The 16,059-nt window shown below is 70.5% G+C and carries 16 protein-coding genes; 1 reads left to right on the top strand and 15 read right to left on the bottom strand.

From position 1 onward, the window contains the following. Nucleotides 1-28: 28 nt before the first annotated feature. The 15 genes from GIS00_RS14680 to GIS00_RS14610 form a co-directional block, all read right to left on the bottom strand. The gene (locus GIS00_RS14680) at nt 29-1,711 is read right to left on the bottom strand and encodes an FAD-binding protein (RefSeq protein WP_154769141.1); all 1,683 of its coding nucleotides are present in this window, start codon (nt 1,709-1,711) and stop codon (nt 29-31) included. Continuing rightward, nucleotides 1,708-1,953, bottom strand: coding sequence for a biotin/lipoyl-containing protein (locus GIS00_RS14675; protein ID WP_322097971.1), 246 nt, complete (start codon nt 1,951-1,953; stop codon nt 1,708-1,710). Before GIS00_RS14675 ends, GIS00_RS14680 begins: the two co-directional genes overlap by 4 nt. Then, nucleotides 1,946-2,944, bottom strand: coding sequence for an alpha-ketoacid dehydrogenase subunit beta (locus tag GIS00_RS14670; protein WP_154769140.1), 999 nt, complete (start codon nt 2,942-2,944; stop codon nt 1,946-1,948). Before GIS00_RS14670 ends, GIS00_RS14675 begins: the two co-directional genes overlap by 8 nt. Further along, nucleotides 2,937-3,959, bottom strand: a complete 1,023-nt coding sequence (locus tag GIS00_RS14665; protein ID WP_154769139.1) for a thiamine pyrophosphate-dependent dehydrogenase E1 component subunit alpha — start codon at nt 3,957-3,959, stop codon at nt 2,937-2,939. The genes GIS00_RS14670 and GIS00_RS14665 overlap by 8 nt, the downstream gene beginning before the upstream one ends. A gap of 1 nt (nt 3,960) precedes the next feature. Then, nucleotides 3,961-4,326 carry a 2Fe-2S iron-sulfur cluster-binding protein gene (locus tag GIS00_RS14660; RefSeq protein WP_154769138.1) on the bottom strand — a complete coding sequence of 122 codons (366 nt, stop codon included), beginning with the start codon at nt 4,324-4,326 and terminating at the stop codon, nt 3,961-3,963. 25 nt (nt 4,327-4,351) lie between these two features. Beyond that, nucleotides 4,352-4,630, bottom strand: coding sequence for a hypothetical protein (locus GIS00_RS14655; protein ID WP_154769137.1), 279 nt, complete (start codon nt 4,628-4,630; stop codon nt 4,352-4,354). 3 nt (nt 4,631-4,633) lie between these two features. Next, nucleotides 4,634-6,025: an aromatic ring-hydroxylating oxygenase subunit alpha gene (locus GIS00_RS14650; protein ID WP_154769136.1), complete on the bottom strand. Its 1,392-nt coding sequence runs from the start codon at nt 6,023-6,025 to the stop codon at nt 4,634-4,636. A 162-nt stretch (nt 6,026-6,187) separates the two neighbouring features. Continuing rightward, complete coding sequence (locus tag GIS00_RS14645; RefSeq protein ID WP_154769135.1) at nt 6,188-6,538, bottom strand: ferredoxin; 351 nt, start codon at nt 6,536-6,538, stop codon at nt 6,188-6,190. Further along, nucleotides 6,538-7,827 carry an NADH-ubiquinone oxidoreductase-F iron-sulfur binding region domain-containing protein gene (locus GIS00_RS14640; RefSeq protein ID WP_154769134.1) on the bottom strand — a complete coding sequence of 430 codons (1,290 nt, stop codon included), beginning with the start codon at nt 7,825-7,827 and terminating at the stop codon, nt 6,538-6,540. The genes GIS00_RS14645 and GIS00_RS14640 overlap by 1 nt, the downstream gene beginning before the upstream one ends. After that, nucleotides 7,824-8,228, bottom strand: a complete 405-nt coding sequence (locus GIS00_RS14635) for a Rieske (2Fe-2S) protein (RefSeq protein WP_154769133.1) — start codon at nt 8,226-8,228, stop codon at nt 7,824-7,826. The genes GIS00_RS14640 and GIS00_RS14635 overlap by 4 nt, the downstream gene beginning before the upstream one ends. Next, the gene (locus GIS00_RS14630; RefSeq protein WP_154769132.1) at nt 8,228-9,376 is read right to left on the bottom strand and encodes an amidohydrolase family protein; all 1,149 of its coding nucleotides are present in this window, start codon (nt 9,374-9,376) and stop codon (nt 8,228-8,230) included. The genes GIS00_RS14635 and GIS00_RS14630 overlap by 1 nt, the downstream gene beginning before the upstream one ends. Before the next feature lie 43 nt (nt 9,377-9,419). After that, entirely contained in the window at nt 9,420-10,499 is a 1,080-nt protein-coding gene (locus GIS00_RS14625; RefSeq protein WP_154769131.1) for an amidohydrolase family protein, read from the bottom strand. A gap of 66 nt (nt 10,500-10,565) precedes the next feature. Next, nucleotides 10,566-12,017: an MFS transporter gene (locus GIS00_RS14620; protein ID WP_196073287.1), complete on the bottom strand. Its 1,452-nt coding sequence runs from the start codon at nt 12,015-12,017 to the stop codon at nt 10,566-10,568. Next, the gene (locus GIS00_RS14615; RefSeq protein WP_154769129.1) at nt 12,014-12,910 is read right to left on the bottom strand and encodes an alpha/beta fold hydrolase; all 897 of its coding nucleotides are present in this window, start codon (nt 12,908-12,910) and stop codon (nt 12,014-12,016) included. The genes GIS00_RS14620 and GIS00_RS14615 overlap by 4 nt, the downstream gene beginning before the upstream one ends. A gap of 63 nt (nt 12,911-12,973) precedes the next feature. Continuing rightward, a complete protein-coding gene (locus GIS00_RS14610; protein ID WP_154769128.1) occupies nt 12,974-14,584 on the bottom strand; it encodes a PucR family transcriptional regulator in 1,611 nt (536 codons plus the stop codon). A gap of 168 nt (nt 14,585-14,752) precedes the next feature. Here GIS00_RS14610 and GIS00_RS14605 point away from each other — a divergent pair, with 168 nt between their 5' ends. Continuing rightward, on the top strand, nt 14,753-16,018 hold the full coding sequence (locus tag GIS00_RS14605; protein WP_154769127.1) for a TetR/AcrR family transcriptional regulator: 1,266 nt from the start codon (nt 14,753-14,755) through the stop codon (nt 16,016-16,018). Nucleotides 16,019-16,059: the final 41 nt, after the last annotated feature.

Genomic DNA, 16,059 nt, shown 5'->3' with positions numbered 1-16,059 from the left:
GGGCAGCCGGGGTCTCACACGGCCGGCCTCAGGCCACCACCGCCGGCACCTGCGCCATCGCGTGCCGCGCCCCGATGTAGCCGAAGATCATGGAGTAGGCGATGCTCGCGCCGGCGCCGAGGTAGTGCCGACCCATCACGGTCGCCGTCCCGTTGCCGGTCGCATACAGCCCGGGGATGGGCCCGTCCGCGCCGAGCACCCGCGCCTGGGCATCGGTCAGTACGCCACCACAGGTCCCCACGTCACCCGGGAACAGCTGGAAGGCGTAGTAGGGCGGCTTGTCGATCGGCCCGACCGCCGGGTTCGGCACGCCCGGCCCGGGATCACCGAGACAGTCGTTGTAGGCGGAGGTCCCGCGGCCGAACTCCGGATCCCGCCCCTGCTCGGCGTGCCGGTTCCAGCGCGCCACCTGATCCGCCAGCCCCGCCGGATCGATCCCACACTTCGACGCGAGCTCCTCCAGCGACGACGCCTGCACGAGCAGCCCGGAGGACAGCCATTCCTTCGGCAGCCGTCCGACCAGCAGGCTGCGCCGGTGCGCGTACCGCCGCCGGTAGTGCTCGTCGAACACCAGCCAGGCCGGCACGGCGGTCGACGTCCGGTTCCGGGCGAACATCGCCTTGCCGACCTCGACGTAGGAGTTGCTCTCGTTGACGAACCGCCGGCCGGCCGCGTCGACCATGATGGTGTTCGGCCGGTTCCGCGCGGCGGTCAGCGTGCTCATCCCGAAGGCGGGCGACGGCCCCGGCAGCCACCACGCCTCGTCCATCAGATCGGTCTCGGCGCCCAGCTTGATCGCCGCCCGCAGCGCATCACCGGTGTCCCCGGGGTTCGACGACGACCAGGCCGGGTCCGTCCGTTGGGTTCCGCCGAACTCCTCGCGCATCTCCGCGTTCCGGGCGAAACCGCCTGCGGCGACGACCACCCCGCGCCGCGCCTGCACCAGCAGCACCCGGCCGTCCCGGATCACCCGCACCCCGACGACGCGGCCGTCCTCGACCACGAAGTCGTCGAAGGCAGCGCCGGTCCACAGCTCGACACCGCTCGCCACCGCGGCCTGCACCAGCCGCGCCACCAGTGCGGTGCCGTTGGTCAGCACCGGCCTGCGCAGCAGCTGCGCCCGCCAGGTGCGCAGCTGCACCCGGGCGGCGATCCGCAAGGACTTCAGAGATCTGTTGAAGTACTGCAGATCTCGCAGCTCGTTGGTCATCACGTTCATCCCGACGCCCTTGGCGAGCCCGGACTGGATCAGCGGCAGCCACTCCCCCAGCTCCGACCCGTCGAAGGCAGCCGGCTCCATCGAGCGCCCGGCCGCGTTGCCGCCGAGATTGTTCGAGTAGTAGTCGCTGTACCCGGGGCAGCGGACCAGGCGGGCGCCCTTGCGCATCAGCATCCGGATCATCGCCTGGCCCTCGGTCAGGAACGCCCGGCGCCGCTCGTCGGACGACGCCGCACCGACGTCGCCGACGGTCGCCCCGAAGTACTCCATGCCCAGTTCGTCGGAGTCCGCGATGCCGTCCCGCTGCATCAGCGGGTTGTTCGGCAGCCACACCACACCGCCGGACATGGCGGTGGAACCACCGAGCAGATCACGCTTCTCGATCACCAGCGCCTGGCCACCGGCCTCCCGCGCGGCGATCCCGGCGAGCAGGCCGCCGCCCCCGCTGCCGATCGCCACCACGTCGACGGTGTGGTCCCAGCTGACGGTCATGACGTCTCGATCCAGCCGACCTCGGTGCCCACCGGGTAGGTCTCGTCGGCCTCGACGTCGCCGTGCCGGAGCACCCCGGACGCCGCCGCCTCCACCTCGGTCTCGACCTTCTCGGTCTCCACGCTGTAGATCGGGTCGCCCACGCTCACCGGATCACCGTCGCCGACGATCCAGTCGACGAAGGTGGCCTCCTCGGTGCCCATGGAGACCTTGGGGATGGACAGCGCGACGCGGTCAGACACCGACGACCCCCAGCGTGCGACGGGCGGCGCTCAGGATGTCCGCCACGTTCAACGTGACCGCGGCCTCCGATGCCCGGGCCGGGATCGGCGTGAACCGCGCACCCACCCGCTCCACCGGTCCGTCCAGCGCACCGAACAGCTTGGCCGACACCTGCGCCGCGATCTCGGCGCCCGGCCCGGCCACCGTGGTCGCGTTGTGTGCGATGACCGCGCGCCGGGTCCGCCCGACCGACTCCACCACGGTGTCGATGTCCAGCGGCAGCAAGGTGCGCAGGTCGATCACCTCCGCCGAGATCCCCTCCGCTGCCAGCGCTTCGGCCGCGGACAACGACGCGGAGGTGGCCAGCCCGTAGGTGATGATGGACAGGTCGGTGCCCGGCCGGGCGATCGCCGCCTTGCCGATCGGCACCCGGTACCCGTCGCCGACCGGCACGTCGCCCTTCACCCCGTACAGCCGGGACGCCTCCATGAACAGCACCGGGTCCGGGTCGAAGATCGAGGACAGCAGCAGGCCTTTCGCGTCCGCCGGGTTGCTCGGGTAGACCACCTTCAGCCCGGGCACGTGCATGAACCATGCCTCCAGTGACTGCGAGTGGGTGCCGCCGGAGCCGGTGCCGGCGAACACCGCGGTGCGCACGGTCAGCGGGCAGGACGTCCGCCCGCCGGACATGTAGCGGAGCTTCGCGGCGTGGTTGACGATCTGGTCCATCGCGATACCGATGAAGTCCATGATCATGATCTCGGCGACCGGACGGTAGCCCTCGATGGCCGCTCCGACCGCGGCGCCGACGATGGCCGCCTCCGAGATCGGCGTGTTCATCACGCGATCCATGCCATGCGCGGTGGCCAGGCCGCGGGTCACCGCGTTGACGCCGGCCGCCGGATCGGCGAGGTCCTCGCCGAGCAGGAACACCTTCGGGTCGAGGCGCAGGGCCTCGTCCAGGCCCTGGTTGATCGCTTCCCGGATGGAGAGGGTCTGGGTCTCAGTCATGGGTGACCACCAATCCGTCGGCGTAGACATCGGTGCGGATCTCCTCGAGATCCGCAGGTGGGGCTGCGACGACCACCTTGACGGCGGCCTCGACCTCGTCGGCGGCCTGCTGCCGGATCTCGTCGAGTTCCGCTGCGGTGAAGCCGTTCTCGAGCAGGAAGCGCGGGAAAGTGACCATCGGGTCGTGCAGCTTGGCCTCGGCGTACTGCTCGGCCGGGATGTACTTGCCGCCGTCCCCGGCGTAGTGCCCCTCGAACCGGAAGGTGACCGCCTCGATCAGGGTGGGTCCCCCACCGGCCCGGGCGAGGGCGACCGCGTCGCGGATCACCTGGTAGGTCGCGACCGGGTCGTTGCCGTCCACGGTCACCCCGGGCAGCCCCAGGCCGAGCGCCCGCTGGGCGACGTGTTCGATCGCCATGGTCTCCTCGACCGGGGTCATCTCGGCATAGAGGTTGTTCTGGCAGACGAAGATCACCGGGAGCTTCCACACCGCGGCGAGATTCACGCCCTCGTGGAAGGACCCGGTGTTGGTGGCGCCGTCGCCGAAGGTCACCACGGCCACCCGGTCGACCCCGTCCTTGACCGCCGCCAGCGCCAGCCCGACCGCCACCGGGACGCCGGAGCCGACGATGCCGGTCGTCATCATCACGCCGTGGTCCGGGTCGGCGATGTGCATGGTGCCGCCCTTGCCGCGGGAGGCGCCGGTGGAGGTGCCCAGCACCTCGCCGATGATCTCCGGCAGCGGTACCCCCTTGGCGACGTGGTCGTGCAGCCCGCGGTAGGTGGTGACCAGCCGGTCGTCCGGGCGAAGGGCCAGACCGATGGCGGCGGAGATGGCCTCCTGCCCGCGGGACGGCCAGATCACCGTCGCGAACTCACCGCGCTTGATCCCGTTCCGGATGCGGACGTCCACCGCCTCTTCCCGCGCCATGGACGAGAACAGCCGGCTCAACTGTTCTTTCGTCACCGATTCGGCGGTGGTGCTGTCGGGTGGGGCGTCCTGCAACGATGTCATCTCACGCTCTTCCTGATTCGACCGGTTCCCCGGCCATGTTGTGGTCGCGTTCCTCCGCCGGGCGGAAACCCTTCTTCTCCAGGACGAGACCCTCGCCCCGGCAACGCAACTGGCACGCCAGCCGGATCAGCGGGTCGTTCCGCATCCGGCCGGCCATCTTCAGCCGCACCGCGTCCAGCTCCAGCTCCTCCGCGGGCACGGCGCACAGCTCCCCGTCGACGATCCGGGTGAAGCAGCTCATGCAGTCCGCCTGGCCCCAGCACTGCGTCGGCCAGACGTACCCCTGCCGCCAGGCGGCCTCGGCGACCGCTTCGCCCTCGCGCACTTCCAGGTCGACCCCGGCCGGCAGCACCCTCACCTTCGGCATGACGCTCCCCTTCCGCGCGTACGGCTCACTCGCCGAGCCGTACCTGGTCGGGAGTCGGTGCCGTGGAGACGGTCTCGAGCCGACCCTGCCACTCCGACCGGGCGATCGGGTCCTCCAGTGCGACCAGCCGGCGTTCGAGCTCGGCGACGATCTCCAGCAGCCCGAAGACCGCCTTGCGCATCACCAGTTCGTCCGACTTGTTGATCCGGTTCCGGTCCAGGTCGATCAGCTTGTCCACCAACGCACGCACATACGGTGCGCCGTCGGTGATCTCGACGTCCTGGATGTTGTTCTCGGTGAACACGGCTCAGTACTCGACGGCCAGCCGGCGGTCCAGCTCCTGGTGCATGTTGGAGATGGTGACCTCCCACAGCTCGGACAGCGTGGTGTGGGTCAGGCTCTGGTTCTTGATCCCGCGCTGCATCCGCTCCAGGTTGGCGAAGTCCTGCCGGGGGATGAGGCCCCAGTGATCGGCGTCGTCCTTGTCGAAGGTGCCGGCGATCTCCAGCCGGCCGTTGTCGTGACCCTCGGGATAGGTGGTCAGCGACCACACCTCGAAGCGGCACCAGTCCGGGTCGTCGTTGTACGGCCGCACCCGGTAGGCCAGCGAGTTCGCGTACATCGGCAGCATCAGGTAGTTCGGGAACAGGTGGATGTCACCGCCCCACATCCGCAACACCTCGGGCGTGCGGTCCGGGGCCGGGACGCCGGCGCCCTTCCAGAAGTCGAACAGGGCGTCGATCGCCTTCTTCGTGTAGGCCGGGTCCCGGGTGTCCATGCCGCCGGCCACCGACTCGAAGACGGTGATGTCCCGCTCCAGCGTCATCGCGTCCTGGCCCTGCCAGTTCAGCCGGGCAGCCTGCAGGAAGTCCGGCTTGCCACCGTAGCCCTCGCGGGCGTCGCCGCTCTGGAAACGCCCGTGGCCGTTGACGAACGGCGTGTACTCGGTGTTCTGCAGGTTGGTCTCGCTGTCCGGCTCGTCCACGTAGGTGTACAGCTGCGGGTGCGTCTGCTTGACGTGCCAGCCCTCGAAGAAGGCCTCCTGGGCCAGCTTCCAGTTGCAGTTGATGATGGCTTCCTTCCACCACTTCGCCTTCATCCGCTGCACACCGTTGCGCTCCAGGATGTCGGCCGCGGGGAACAGCGCCTCGCGCAGCGGCGGCGCAGACAGGTCCAGGTTGACCCAGACGTGACCGCCCCAGGTCTCGCACTTCGCCTCACGCAGCCGGATGTCGTCCGGGTTGACGGTCGCCGCGTCGAAGCCCTCCCGGCCGAACACGTGGCTGATCGAGCCGTCGGTCCGCCACCGCCAGCCGTGGAACGGGCAGACGATCTGGTTGCCGGGGAACCGCCCGCAACCCTTGCCGAGCTCGGTGGCGCGGTGCCGGCACGCGTTGTGCAGTGCCTTCACGCTGCCGTCGGTCTGCCGGACGATCAGCAGCGACTGCCCGACGATCTCGTACTCGACGAAGTCGCCGGCCTGCGGGATCTCCTCCTCGCGGGCGGCCATCTGCCACACGTGGGTCCACAGCTTCTGCTTCTCCAGCTCGAAGAACTCCCGCGAGTAGTACCGCTCCGTCGGCACGTGCAGCCAGTCGGTCATGTGGAACGGGACCCGGGAGTTCACCTCGGTCCCGTTCGGCCCGTGGGCCAGTGCCGCCTCGATCGCGGCGGCGGGCAGGTTCTCGGTCAAGGTCATCGTTGATCCTCTTTCCTGGCGGTGGGCGGATGATCCCGGTCCCGGTCCTGTCGGCGGGACCGGACCGGGTACTGCGGCGGGGTTGCTGCGGCGGGGAGTTGTGCTTCTGCAAACCTAAGATTTGCTCACACTGTAGCCCCGGTCACCCCACCCTGCAAGACTTCACGAGTCATCGTCGGTATCCGCCGTCGGGTCCCTGACCAGCACCGACCCCAGCCGGGGCAACGCAGCGGCACCGTTCGCCGCTTTGGTCCAGGGCGCATCCGGTCCGAGATTGCGCGCCATACCCGGCTCACCGCCGGCCGGCATCGGCACCGGGTCACCGAGGTCGACGATGGCATGGGCCGGACAGTCGAGCAGGGCGCGGCGCACGCCGGCCTCGTCGGCCGCGGCGATGTCGTTGCCGGCGGCCAGCGACGGGTAGCCCCAGTCGTCGAGGCTGAACACGTCCGGCGCGTGCACGACGCACGTCCCGAACCCGTCACACACCGTCCGGTCCAGTTTGATCCGCATCAGGCACCTCCTTCGGTGAGCACGGCGTAAGGGGGCCGGCGACGCACGGCTGGCGGAGGGCAACTGCTGCAACGACTCTCCAAGTGCTCCTCGATCTCGGCCGGGAACTCGCGCAGCACGGTGGCGGCGATGTTCGTGGCGCCGTCGAGGGTGCCGCAGGCACCGCGGCCGCGCAGCACCGTCGACCAGCGCTGCAGCCGCTGCACATCCGCGCCGGTGGCCTCGCCCGTGCACAGCGCGTCGAGCACAGCCGCCATCGCGGCGGTGCCGTTGAAGCACGACCCGCACTGGCCGGCGTTCTCCCGGGCGAAGTAGCTCAGTACCCCGGCGGCCACGCCGACCGGGCAGGTGCCGGCGTCGAGCACCGCGACCGCCCCGCAGCCCAGGCCGCTGCCGGCCCCGGCGATCGTGCCGTGATCCAGCGGCAGGTCGAGCACCCGGCCGGACAGCAGCCCGGCGAAGTAGCCACCCATCAGGGCACCCCGGAGATCGCCGGAATGACCGACAGCGACGAGGATCTCGCGCAAGCTGATACCGAACGGCACCTCCAGCAGCTGTGGGTGCTCCACCCCGGTGAGGGTCATCAGGAAGGTCCCGGACGAGTCGGCGGTCCCGGCCGCCCGGTAGCCGTCGGCACCGAGCCGTTGGACCACCGGCAGATGCGCCAGGGTTTCGACATTGCTGATCTGGGTCGGCCGGCCGTGCACGCCGACCTCGAACGGCCGCGGCGGCTTGTCCTGGGGCAGCGCCGGTCCGCCGCCGATCGACCGCACCGCGGCCGTCTCCTCGCCGGCGACGTAGGTCGGGGCGACGCGGTGCACGGCGATGTCGATCTCGTTCCAGCCCTCGGCCGGGAACTCGGTCAGCGCCTGTTCGACACTGTCCGCGGAGACCGGGTCGGAGACGTACATGTAGGCCTGCTGCGCACCCGTCATCGCGGCGGCCAGCCGGAGCCCGTCCAACACCAGGTGTGGCCGGAACCGCAGCAGCCACTTGTCCTTCACCGACGCCGGCTCGCCCTCCTCGCCGTTCGCGACCAGCACCGGGGCGCTGGAGCCGCTGCGCACCGTGACCATCTTGCGGGCGATCGGGAAGGCGGCACCGCCGCGTCCGCGCACCCCGGCGGCGGCCACCTGCTCCAGCAGGCGTTCCGGGTTGCGCAGCGGCCGGTAGCCACCGCCGGCGAGGTAGTCGTCGACCGACTCCCGCTCGTCGACGGTCAGCAGCCGGGGCTCGACCCCGACCGCCCCGGTGCGCACCGGCAGCGCGCGGGAGGCCAGGGTGCTCATGCCGTCACCAGGACCTGGCCGTCGTGGACGCGCACCGGGTAGGTGCGGATGCTCCACTCCGGCTTGACCGTGGTGGTGCCGGTGGCCAGCTCGAAACCCCATTGGTGCCAGGGACAGTAGACGAACTCGCCGGGCCGCACCTCGCGCGCACCGCCCGGCTTCTCCGGGTCGGCGACGGTCTGCCCCTTGGTCCGGCCGACGCAGAGCGGGCCACCCTCGTGCGGGCAGTAGTTGGCGATGGCGTAGAAGGTGCCGCGGACGTTGTAGACGCCCACGCCGTACCGGCCGATCGGCACCACCTTGTGCTCCCCCGGCGGGATGTCCTCCACCCGCGCGACGACGTGCTCGCGGCCGCGGGCCAGGGTGGGCGGACCCGGCGCCGCGCCGGTCTCGGGCGCCATCAGTAGGCCCGGACCTGCCCGGCCAGCGCCGGCAGTTCGGACGGCAGCTTGAACAGGTCGATGCCGTTGCGGAACATCACGGCGTCCCGCATCGGCTCGGGGAGATGTTTGGCCAGCCAACGGGGTTCGTCGAATGTCCAGTGCGGGTAGTCGGAGGAGAAGAGCAGGATCTTGTCCGCCTCCATCCACTCCAACGCGTGGGTCAGCTCGAGCTTGTCCTCCGGGTAGTCCAGCGGCTGGGTGGTCAGCCAGATGTTGTCCTTGACGTACTGCGAGGGCTCCTTGGACAGCCCGGTCTCGTTGCCGCGGGCCGCGTGGATCGCGTCCATCCGCCACATCAGCGGCAGGATCCAGCTGAAGGCGTGCTCGATCAGCACGATCTTCAGCGTCGGGAACCGCTCGAACACCCCGTCGAAGATCAGGCTCATGATCTGGTTCGCGGCAAGCATCGAGTACGTGACCATGAAGTCGTGGTTGTAGGACAGGAAACCGACCGGGCTCATCGGCAGCAGGTTGTGCTTGCCGCGGCCGAGGTGGCAGGACACCGGGATGTCGTGTTTCACCGCCGCCGCCCACACCGGGTCGTACATCGGGTGGCCCCAGGCCGGCCGCGGCTCGGCGTGGATCAGGATCTGCTTGAACTTCGGGTGCCCGGCCCACTTCTCGATCTCCCGGGCGGCCTGCGCCGGCTCGGTGATGTTGGCGCAGATCGAACCGAAGAACCGGCCGTGCCAGTTGTTCTCGCGGTCCAGCCAGTGCTCGTCCTGCCACAGGTTGGTGGCCGCTGCCATCGCGGTCACCTCTTCGTCGGTGTCGCCGGCACCGCCCGAGGTCGGCCCGAGGATCACCACGTCCGACCCGGAGTCCAGCACCAGCTGGCGGAACGCCATGTCCGGGTCGGAGCAGGCGAACTCGCCGTCGCCGGGGAACGCATCCACCCGCATCGCCTGCGCGAAGTTGAAATCGGGTGCATCGTAGAAGATCCCGTTGTTCGCGCCGTCGGCGCGCAGTCGCTGCTCGCGGACGAACTTCGGGTCGAGGTACTGGTGCAGCACTCCCTTGCGGGCATAGGGGTGCACGTCGCAGTCGACGACACGCACCGGGGTCATCGCCCCGGCGGTGACGTCGCGGGTGTCGGTCTGGGTCATGTCAGGCTCCTGGATTCTGGGGGCGGCTGCGGCGGGCGGCGGCTCAGCCGACGGGCGAGGGCACGGGCAGGCGGTAGAGATCAGCGGCGTTGGCGCCCAGCACCTTCGCGCGCTGCTCGCCGGTCCAGCCGGACGGCAGCGCCTCGGTGGTGGCGAACTGCCAGTCCGGGTAACTGGATCCGAACATCAGCATGTCCTCCTTGCCGGTCATCCGGAGCCACTCGGAGGCGTAGTCGACATCGCCGGGCCCGTCGAGCATCCCGTTGACGAAGTACACGTGACCGGCGAGGTAGTCGCTCGGCATCCGCGGTGACCACGGCGTCTGCTCGAGGTGCGGCCGGCCGAAGGTGTCCATCCGCCAGATCATCGGGGTGAGCATGTCGGCGGCGCCGTCGGCGAAGACCACCTTCAGGTCCGGGAACTCCTCGAACACGCCCTCCGCGATCATGTTCATCAGGTGGAACACGAAGGTGAGCGGCTGGAACCCGACGAGCTGCTGATAGGTGCGGGCGGTGCCGTTCGGCGTCGGCGGGTGGGTGATGCCCTGGCCCATCTCCCAGTGGATCGCCACCGGCAGCCCGGCATCGACCGCCGCCCGCCACAGCGGCCGGTAGTGCGGCCGGCCGTAGGGGGCCTGCGTCTGCATCGGCAGGCCGATCTGCACGATCCGCGGGTGGCCGGTCCAGCGCCGGATCTCCTTCACCGCGGCGTCGATGTCGTTCGGGTTGACCCGGATGGTGCCGAAGAAGCGATCGGCGTAGCTGCCGGAGTCCAGCCAGCGCTCCACCAGCATCCGGTTCGTCGCCTCCAGGATCGCCGACTCCAGGTGCCAGTCCGGCAGCACCCCGACGGTCATCGGGTGGAGCACGGCGAGGTCGAAACCCTGCTGTTCGAAGACGATCCCGCCGACCTGCTCCGGATCGGACCCGGGGTGCGACGCCGGGTCCGGCCGTGATCCCGGGGTGTACCGGCCGCCCAGCGGCGCGGTGAAGGAGGTGTCCGGCGTCGGGAATCCGCGGCTGGCCCACGGCTCGCCGAGGTACTGCCGGAGTTCGGCGTCGGACCGGAAGAAGATGTGGACACTGGCGTCCACCCGGGGCGACGCGGGGACTGTTGTGCTCATGACTGGGCTCGATTCGTGACGGACGGCGGGTCCGGGAGGGACGGCGGCGAGCTGCTACGGACCAAACTATTGCTCCGCTGACGATTCCGCAACACCAGTCCGACCAGCGGTTCCGGGAACCAGGAAGGCCAGCAACGCGCCCAGCGCCATCAATGCGGCCAGCCCGATGAAGGCGAGCCGGAAAGTGGAGCCGGTGGCGTACTCGCCGGTGGTCGTGGTCAGCGAGGTCGCCGAGGTCAGCACGGCGACCGCGGCCACCGAGGCGGAGGTGCCGACAGTGCGGAACAGCTGGTTCAGCCCGTTCGCCGACGCCGTCCGGTCGGCCGGCACGGCCGCCATGACGATCATCGGCTGGGCCGACAGACCGAAGGAGATGCCGATGCCGACCAGGACCGCACCGACGACCACCGCGGTGGGTGATCCGGACAGCCAGATCCGCGCCAGGTAGGCCGCCGCCATCGCCAGCGCGGCCGCCACCAGCACGGTCCGGCCGCCGAACCGGTGCAACGCCGGCCCGATCACCGGTGACAGCACGATGATCATCATGGCCGGCGCGATCATCAGCAGTCCGACGGTCTCCGATGGCAGTCCGAGACCGCCCGGCACCGAGGCCGGGTTCGCCAGCTGCTGGGAGGCCAGGTACATGTTGGCGAACATGCCGCCGGCCAGCAGTAGGGACGAGAGGTTCGTCAGCATCACGGTTCGGCCGGCAGCGATGTCGATGTCCACCAACGGATCCGGTGCCCGGCGCTCCCACCACAGCCACAATCCGCCGGCGACCACGGCGGCACCGAACAGCCCGAGGACCGCCGGACCGGCCCAGCCCCAGTCGTTGCCCTGGGACAAGGCGAGCAGGAACGGCACCAGGGCGACGGTGAACAGCACACTGCCCAGCACGTCGAACCCGGTGCGCTGCTGCACGCTCCGGCCGGGCAGGACCAGCTGGGCGGCCAGGGCCAGCAGCGGTGCGATCACCACCGTCACCCAGAACAGCGCGTGCCAGCCCCACCACCGGTACAGCAGGCCGGCCACCGGCAGTCCGAGCGCGGTGCCGAGACCGAGAGTGCCACCCAGTAAAGCGATCCCGCTGCCGATCTTCGGGCCGGGCAGCACCTCCTTCACGATGGACATGGACACCGGTATCAGCGCCATCGCGGTGCCCTGCAGCGCGCGGCCGGTCACCGCGATCGCGAAGACGTCGCTCACCGCGACCAGCAGCGAGCCCAGCGCGGTGACCAGCAGGGTGCAGACGACGATCAGTCGCTTGCCGTAGAGGTCGGCCATCCGCGAGATGATCGGCGCTGCCACCGAGGCGCCCAGGGTGGTCGCGGTGACGATCCACGAGGCCGTCGCCGCACTGACCGAGAACACCTCGGGGATGTGCGAGATCAGCGGCACCACCACGGAACTCTGCAGCGCCGACACCACCGAGATGACCACCAGCACGGCCAGGATACCCCGGGCCGGCCGGTCGGTCCCGATCGCCTCGGCGACCGGGTGGGCGGCGGTCGAGGTCAAGCCGGCACCCGCACGGAGTACTCGGCGATGAAGTCGAGGAAGGTCGGCACCGCGTCCATCCACGGGTCGAAGATGCCGCCGGTGCCGGCGTCCCGGGCGGCCTGTCCCCGCTCCCAGGCGTCCTCCGGCCACGGCGGGTCGATCAGCCTCGATCGGCGGATCAGCGCGTGCACCTCGAACGACGTCCGCTTGGGGTGGTCGATGTCGTTCTCGCCTCCGCGCACGATCAGCGTGGGCACGGTGATGGATCGCATGAGGTGGTCCGGCACGCCGGGGATGGCCTCGTTGGCCTTGGGGACATAGGCCTCGAACCAGCGCCACATCACCTTCTCGAACTCCTCGGCGCCCAGGTCCACCAGCCGCTGCTTGTTCCGCGGGTTGGCGGCGACCAGGTCGGACCAACTTCCGGCCGGTCCGGTCTGCGCCAGGATGCCGTCGATGCCCTTGCGGCGGACGGTGCGGATCTCGTTCATCACATAAACGCCGGCCAGGCTCATCGAGCTGAACGCGCCGCCGACGATCGACCAGACGATCAGCTGCTCCACCAGCTCGGGGTAGGTGATGGTGAAGACGATGGAGTCGCGCGCGCCGCCGGATCCACCCATCACCACCACCGGCCCGAGGTCGAGGGCGCGGACCATGCCGGCGAGAGTGGCTGCGCGCATGTGGGACTCGGACTCGCCGTACAGCTGGATGTCGGAGGCGCCGGTGTTCGGCCGGTCCCAGATCAGCACCCGGTGGCCGGCCTCGGCGAGCGCCTGCGCGAACGGCCGGACGCCGCGGTAGTCCTTGCTGAACCGGCCGCCGGGGGTGATGGTCAACGTCCGACCGCCGTCCGGCGGTCCGAGCAGTTCGTACTCGACGATGCCGCCGTTGATCTCGATCTGGGACATGCTGTGCTGCCTCTCGTAGGGTGGGGCGCCGTCCCGGCGGGGACGGCCGTGTCAGGGAGCCGGTCAGCGACCGGCGAGCATGATCGCGGCGTGCAACGAGGTCATGGTCTCCGGATCCTCGACGTCGACGCGGAGCAGTCGGGTGATCCGGGCCAGCCGCTCGTACAGCGTCGGCCGCGAGATACCCAGCAGGCGAGCCGCTCTCGCCTTGTTGCCACGGACGTCCAGGTAGCCGGCGAGGGTGGCGACCAGGTCACCGCCGTCCCGGGCGTCCCGTTGCAGCAGCGGGCCGAGGCTGCGGGCGGCGAAGGCGCGCAGCCGTGGCTCGTCACGCAGCAGCGTCAGCACCCCGCGCAGTCGGAGGTCATCGACCCGGTGGCACCGCGGCGGGCCCGGTGGACCGAGCCGGACCGCGTCCGCGACGTCGGTGGCCTCGGCGAGGGCGGCGGGCAGGTCACCGAGGTCGGCGGTGGCCGTACCCGCCGCGATCACCAGCTCCCGGGCATTGCGTCTCCCGTGGAGAGTTGCGGCCAGGACATCGATCCCGGACTCGTCCTGGTCCCGCCGGAGCAGTACCAGCACCACCCACCGGGCCGCCGACTGCGGCCCGACCAGCACGTCGAGCCCGGAGCGCTGCGCCGCTTGGTGGATGCGGTCGGTGGGGTCGGCACCGATCCCGTCGACCAGCACCGGCACGAACCGGCGGTCCCGCAGTTCCACCCCGAGGGCGGCGGCCCGGGCCACGGCGACCGAGGTGGCACGCACATCACCGGACAGCAGGTCCGCCAGCACCGCGGTCCGGGCGGTGGTCACCGGACCGTCGTCGCGGCCGGCGAGCAGTCGGAGGGTCAGCGCCGCGGCGGCCTGCTCCAGGATCTCCTCATCGGCCGGCCCCGGGCTCGCCGCGAACAGCAGCAGTTGTCCGCGTATCCGGCCGCGCACCACCACCGGGGTCGCCACGGTGCCGGTGTGCGGGTCGACCGTCGTCCGATCGTCCACCGGGGCGGAACCCGATCGCCGGCGCCACCGGGCGAGCAGCAGCTCCACCGGCCCGTTGTCCGCATCCAGCGCCAGCACCCGGCGGCGCGGATCGGCGAACACCACCTGTCCGCCGGTGAGAGCCGCAGCAGCGGAGACGATCTCGTCGACGGACGCCTCGGCCAGGCAGAGTGCGGTGAACCGTTCCCGGGCGTCGGCGACAGCCTGCTCGACGGCCGTGCGCTCGTCCAGCAGCACCCGCTGGGCCGCCTCCACCAGATCGACGAACGGCACCTCGCGCCGGATGACGATCAGCGGCAGCACCGCCCGCGCGCACGCGGCGACGAGTGCGTCCGGTGCCCGGGAGAGCCGGCGGCCGAGTTCGAGCACGAGCCCGACCACCCGCTGCTTCGCGAGCGCATCCACGTACGCCCGGCACTGCCCCGGATCGTCCGGCAGCGCCAGCCCGGTGGTCAGCACCAGCTCCCCGCCGTGGAACAAGCCCTCGACGTCGGTGAGCTCGCTGACGTGCAGCCAGCGGACGGGCGCAGAGAGACCCGCCCGCCCGGCGAGCACCATCGGCCGACCCGCGGCCGCGGCCGGCAGCGCCAGCACGCCGGCGACGGTCAACCGGCCCGGCACGGTCCGTGGACGGGGCGCCGCGGGCGGGGTCGCAGTGCGTGCCGGTGTCGCCATCACTGCTCCTTCCACTCGACGCCGTTGTCCTCGATCTCCAGTATTGCCCGGTCAACGGGCAGAAAGGAAGCGCTGCGAACCAAATAATTGCTCTCACTCCTGGTTTCGGGCCGGGGTCTCCGCTCCGCGATCACTTCGATCGACAGAACGGGCGTGGATACTGCTCCGATGAGGGCAGCGAACGGGGGCGTGGACGCGCCCGCGGCGAACAGCCGGACCGAGGAGATCCGGCAGGTCGCCGCGCAGCTGTTCGAGCAGTCCGGCTACTCGGCCACCACCATGAGCGACATCGCGAGCGCGGTCGGTCTGCTGCCCGGCAGCCTCTACCACCACTTCGAGTCCAAGGAAGAGATCGCAGTCGGGATCCTCGCCGGACTCGACCAGGACCTCACCCGACTGATCGGCGAGGTCAGCGGTCGGCTCGGCACCGACACCCCGGAGGACCAGCTGCGGGAGGTGGCCCGGCAGATCACCGCACTGTCCCTGCGCAGTGGCGCCGCGCTCCGGCTGTACTCCTACGCGGCCCCCACCGTCGCCACCGAGAAGTTCCGCTCCGCAGTGCATCTCAACGCGCCGGCACTGCAGAAGCTGTGGAAGCGAGCGGTCGACGACCTGGTGCCGACGCCGGACACGCCGCGGCAGGACGTGGGTCTGCTGCGGTTCGCACTGCAGCAGCTGACGCTCAACGCCGCCCTCAACGTCTTCGACACCCCGCACGACGCCGACGAGGCGGCGGACCGGCTCTGCTCGATGCTGCTGCAGGGGGTGGCGATCGAAGCCCCCGATGACCGCTCGCTGAACGCCTCCGTGGCGATGCGGGCGGCGCAGGAGGGGACGGCCGGTTGGCAGTCGCCGCCGGTGTCCGGTGGCACCTCCGGACGGGACGACATCGTCATCGCCGCCCGCGGCGAGTTCGCCCGGCGTGGGTACCAGGCCACGACGGTGCGGGACATCGCCGAGGCCGCGGGTGTCCGGATGGGCACGCTGTACCGGCGGATCAGCTCCAAGGAGGAGGTGCTGGCCGAGATCCTGCTGGACTACGGCGGGCAGCTCGACCGGGCGGTGCGCAGCGTGCTCGGCACCGACGACTCGGTCGCCGCCAAGCTGGACGCGTTGGCGTTGATCTTCGTCAAGGCCAAGCGCCGCTTCCGGCTGGAGTCCGACATCGTGAAGTTCGGCTCCTTCGACCGCGAGCCGGTGATCATGCCACTCGCCGACTACCACGCCGAGACCCGCAGTCGTTTGGTTCTTCTCGAAGACCTGATCGCCGGAGGCGTGCGGGCCGGCGAGCTGCGGTCGCTCGGCGACCCCGGGTCCTACGCCGCGCAGATCCGCTACATCCTGTGGACCCCGTACCAGGACTACGCCCGGGCAGGGGTGACCCGAACGCACCAGTTCCTGCGCAACTCGCTGCTGCGTGGGTTCCTGGTCTGAGGTGATCAATCCGGTGCTCCGCCGGATCGCTGTGCCTGCCG

This window comes from Nakamurella alba (assembly GCF_009707545.1).
Classification (GTDB): domain Bacteria; phylum Actinomycetota; class Actinomycetes; order Mycobacteriales; family Nakamurellaceae; genus Nakamurella; species Nakamurella alba.
The sequence above is the reverse complement of the archived record's forward strand: the minus strand, read 5'-3'. Positions and strand labels throughout refer to the sequence as shown.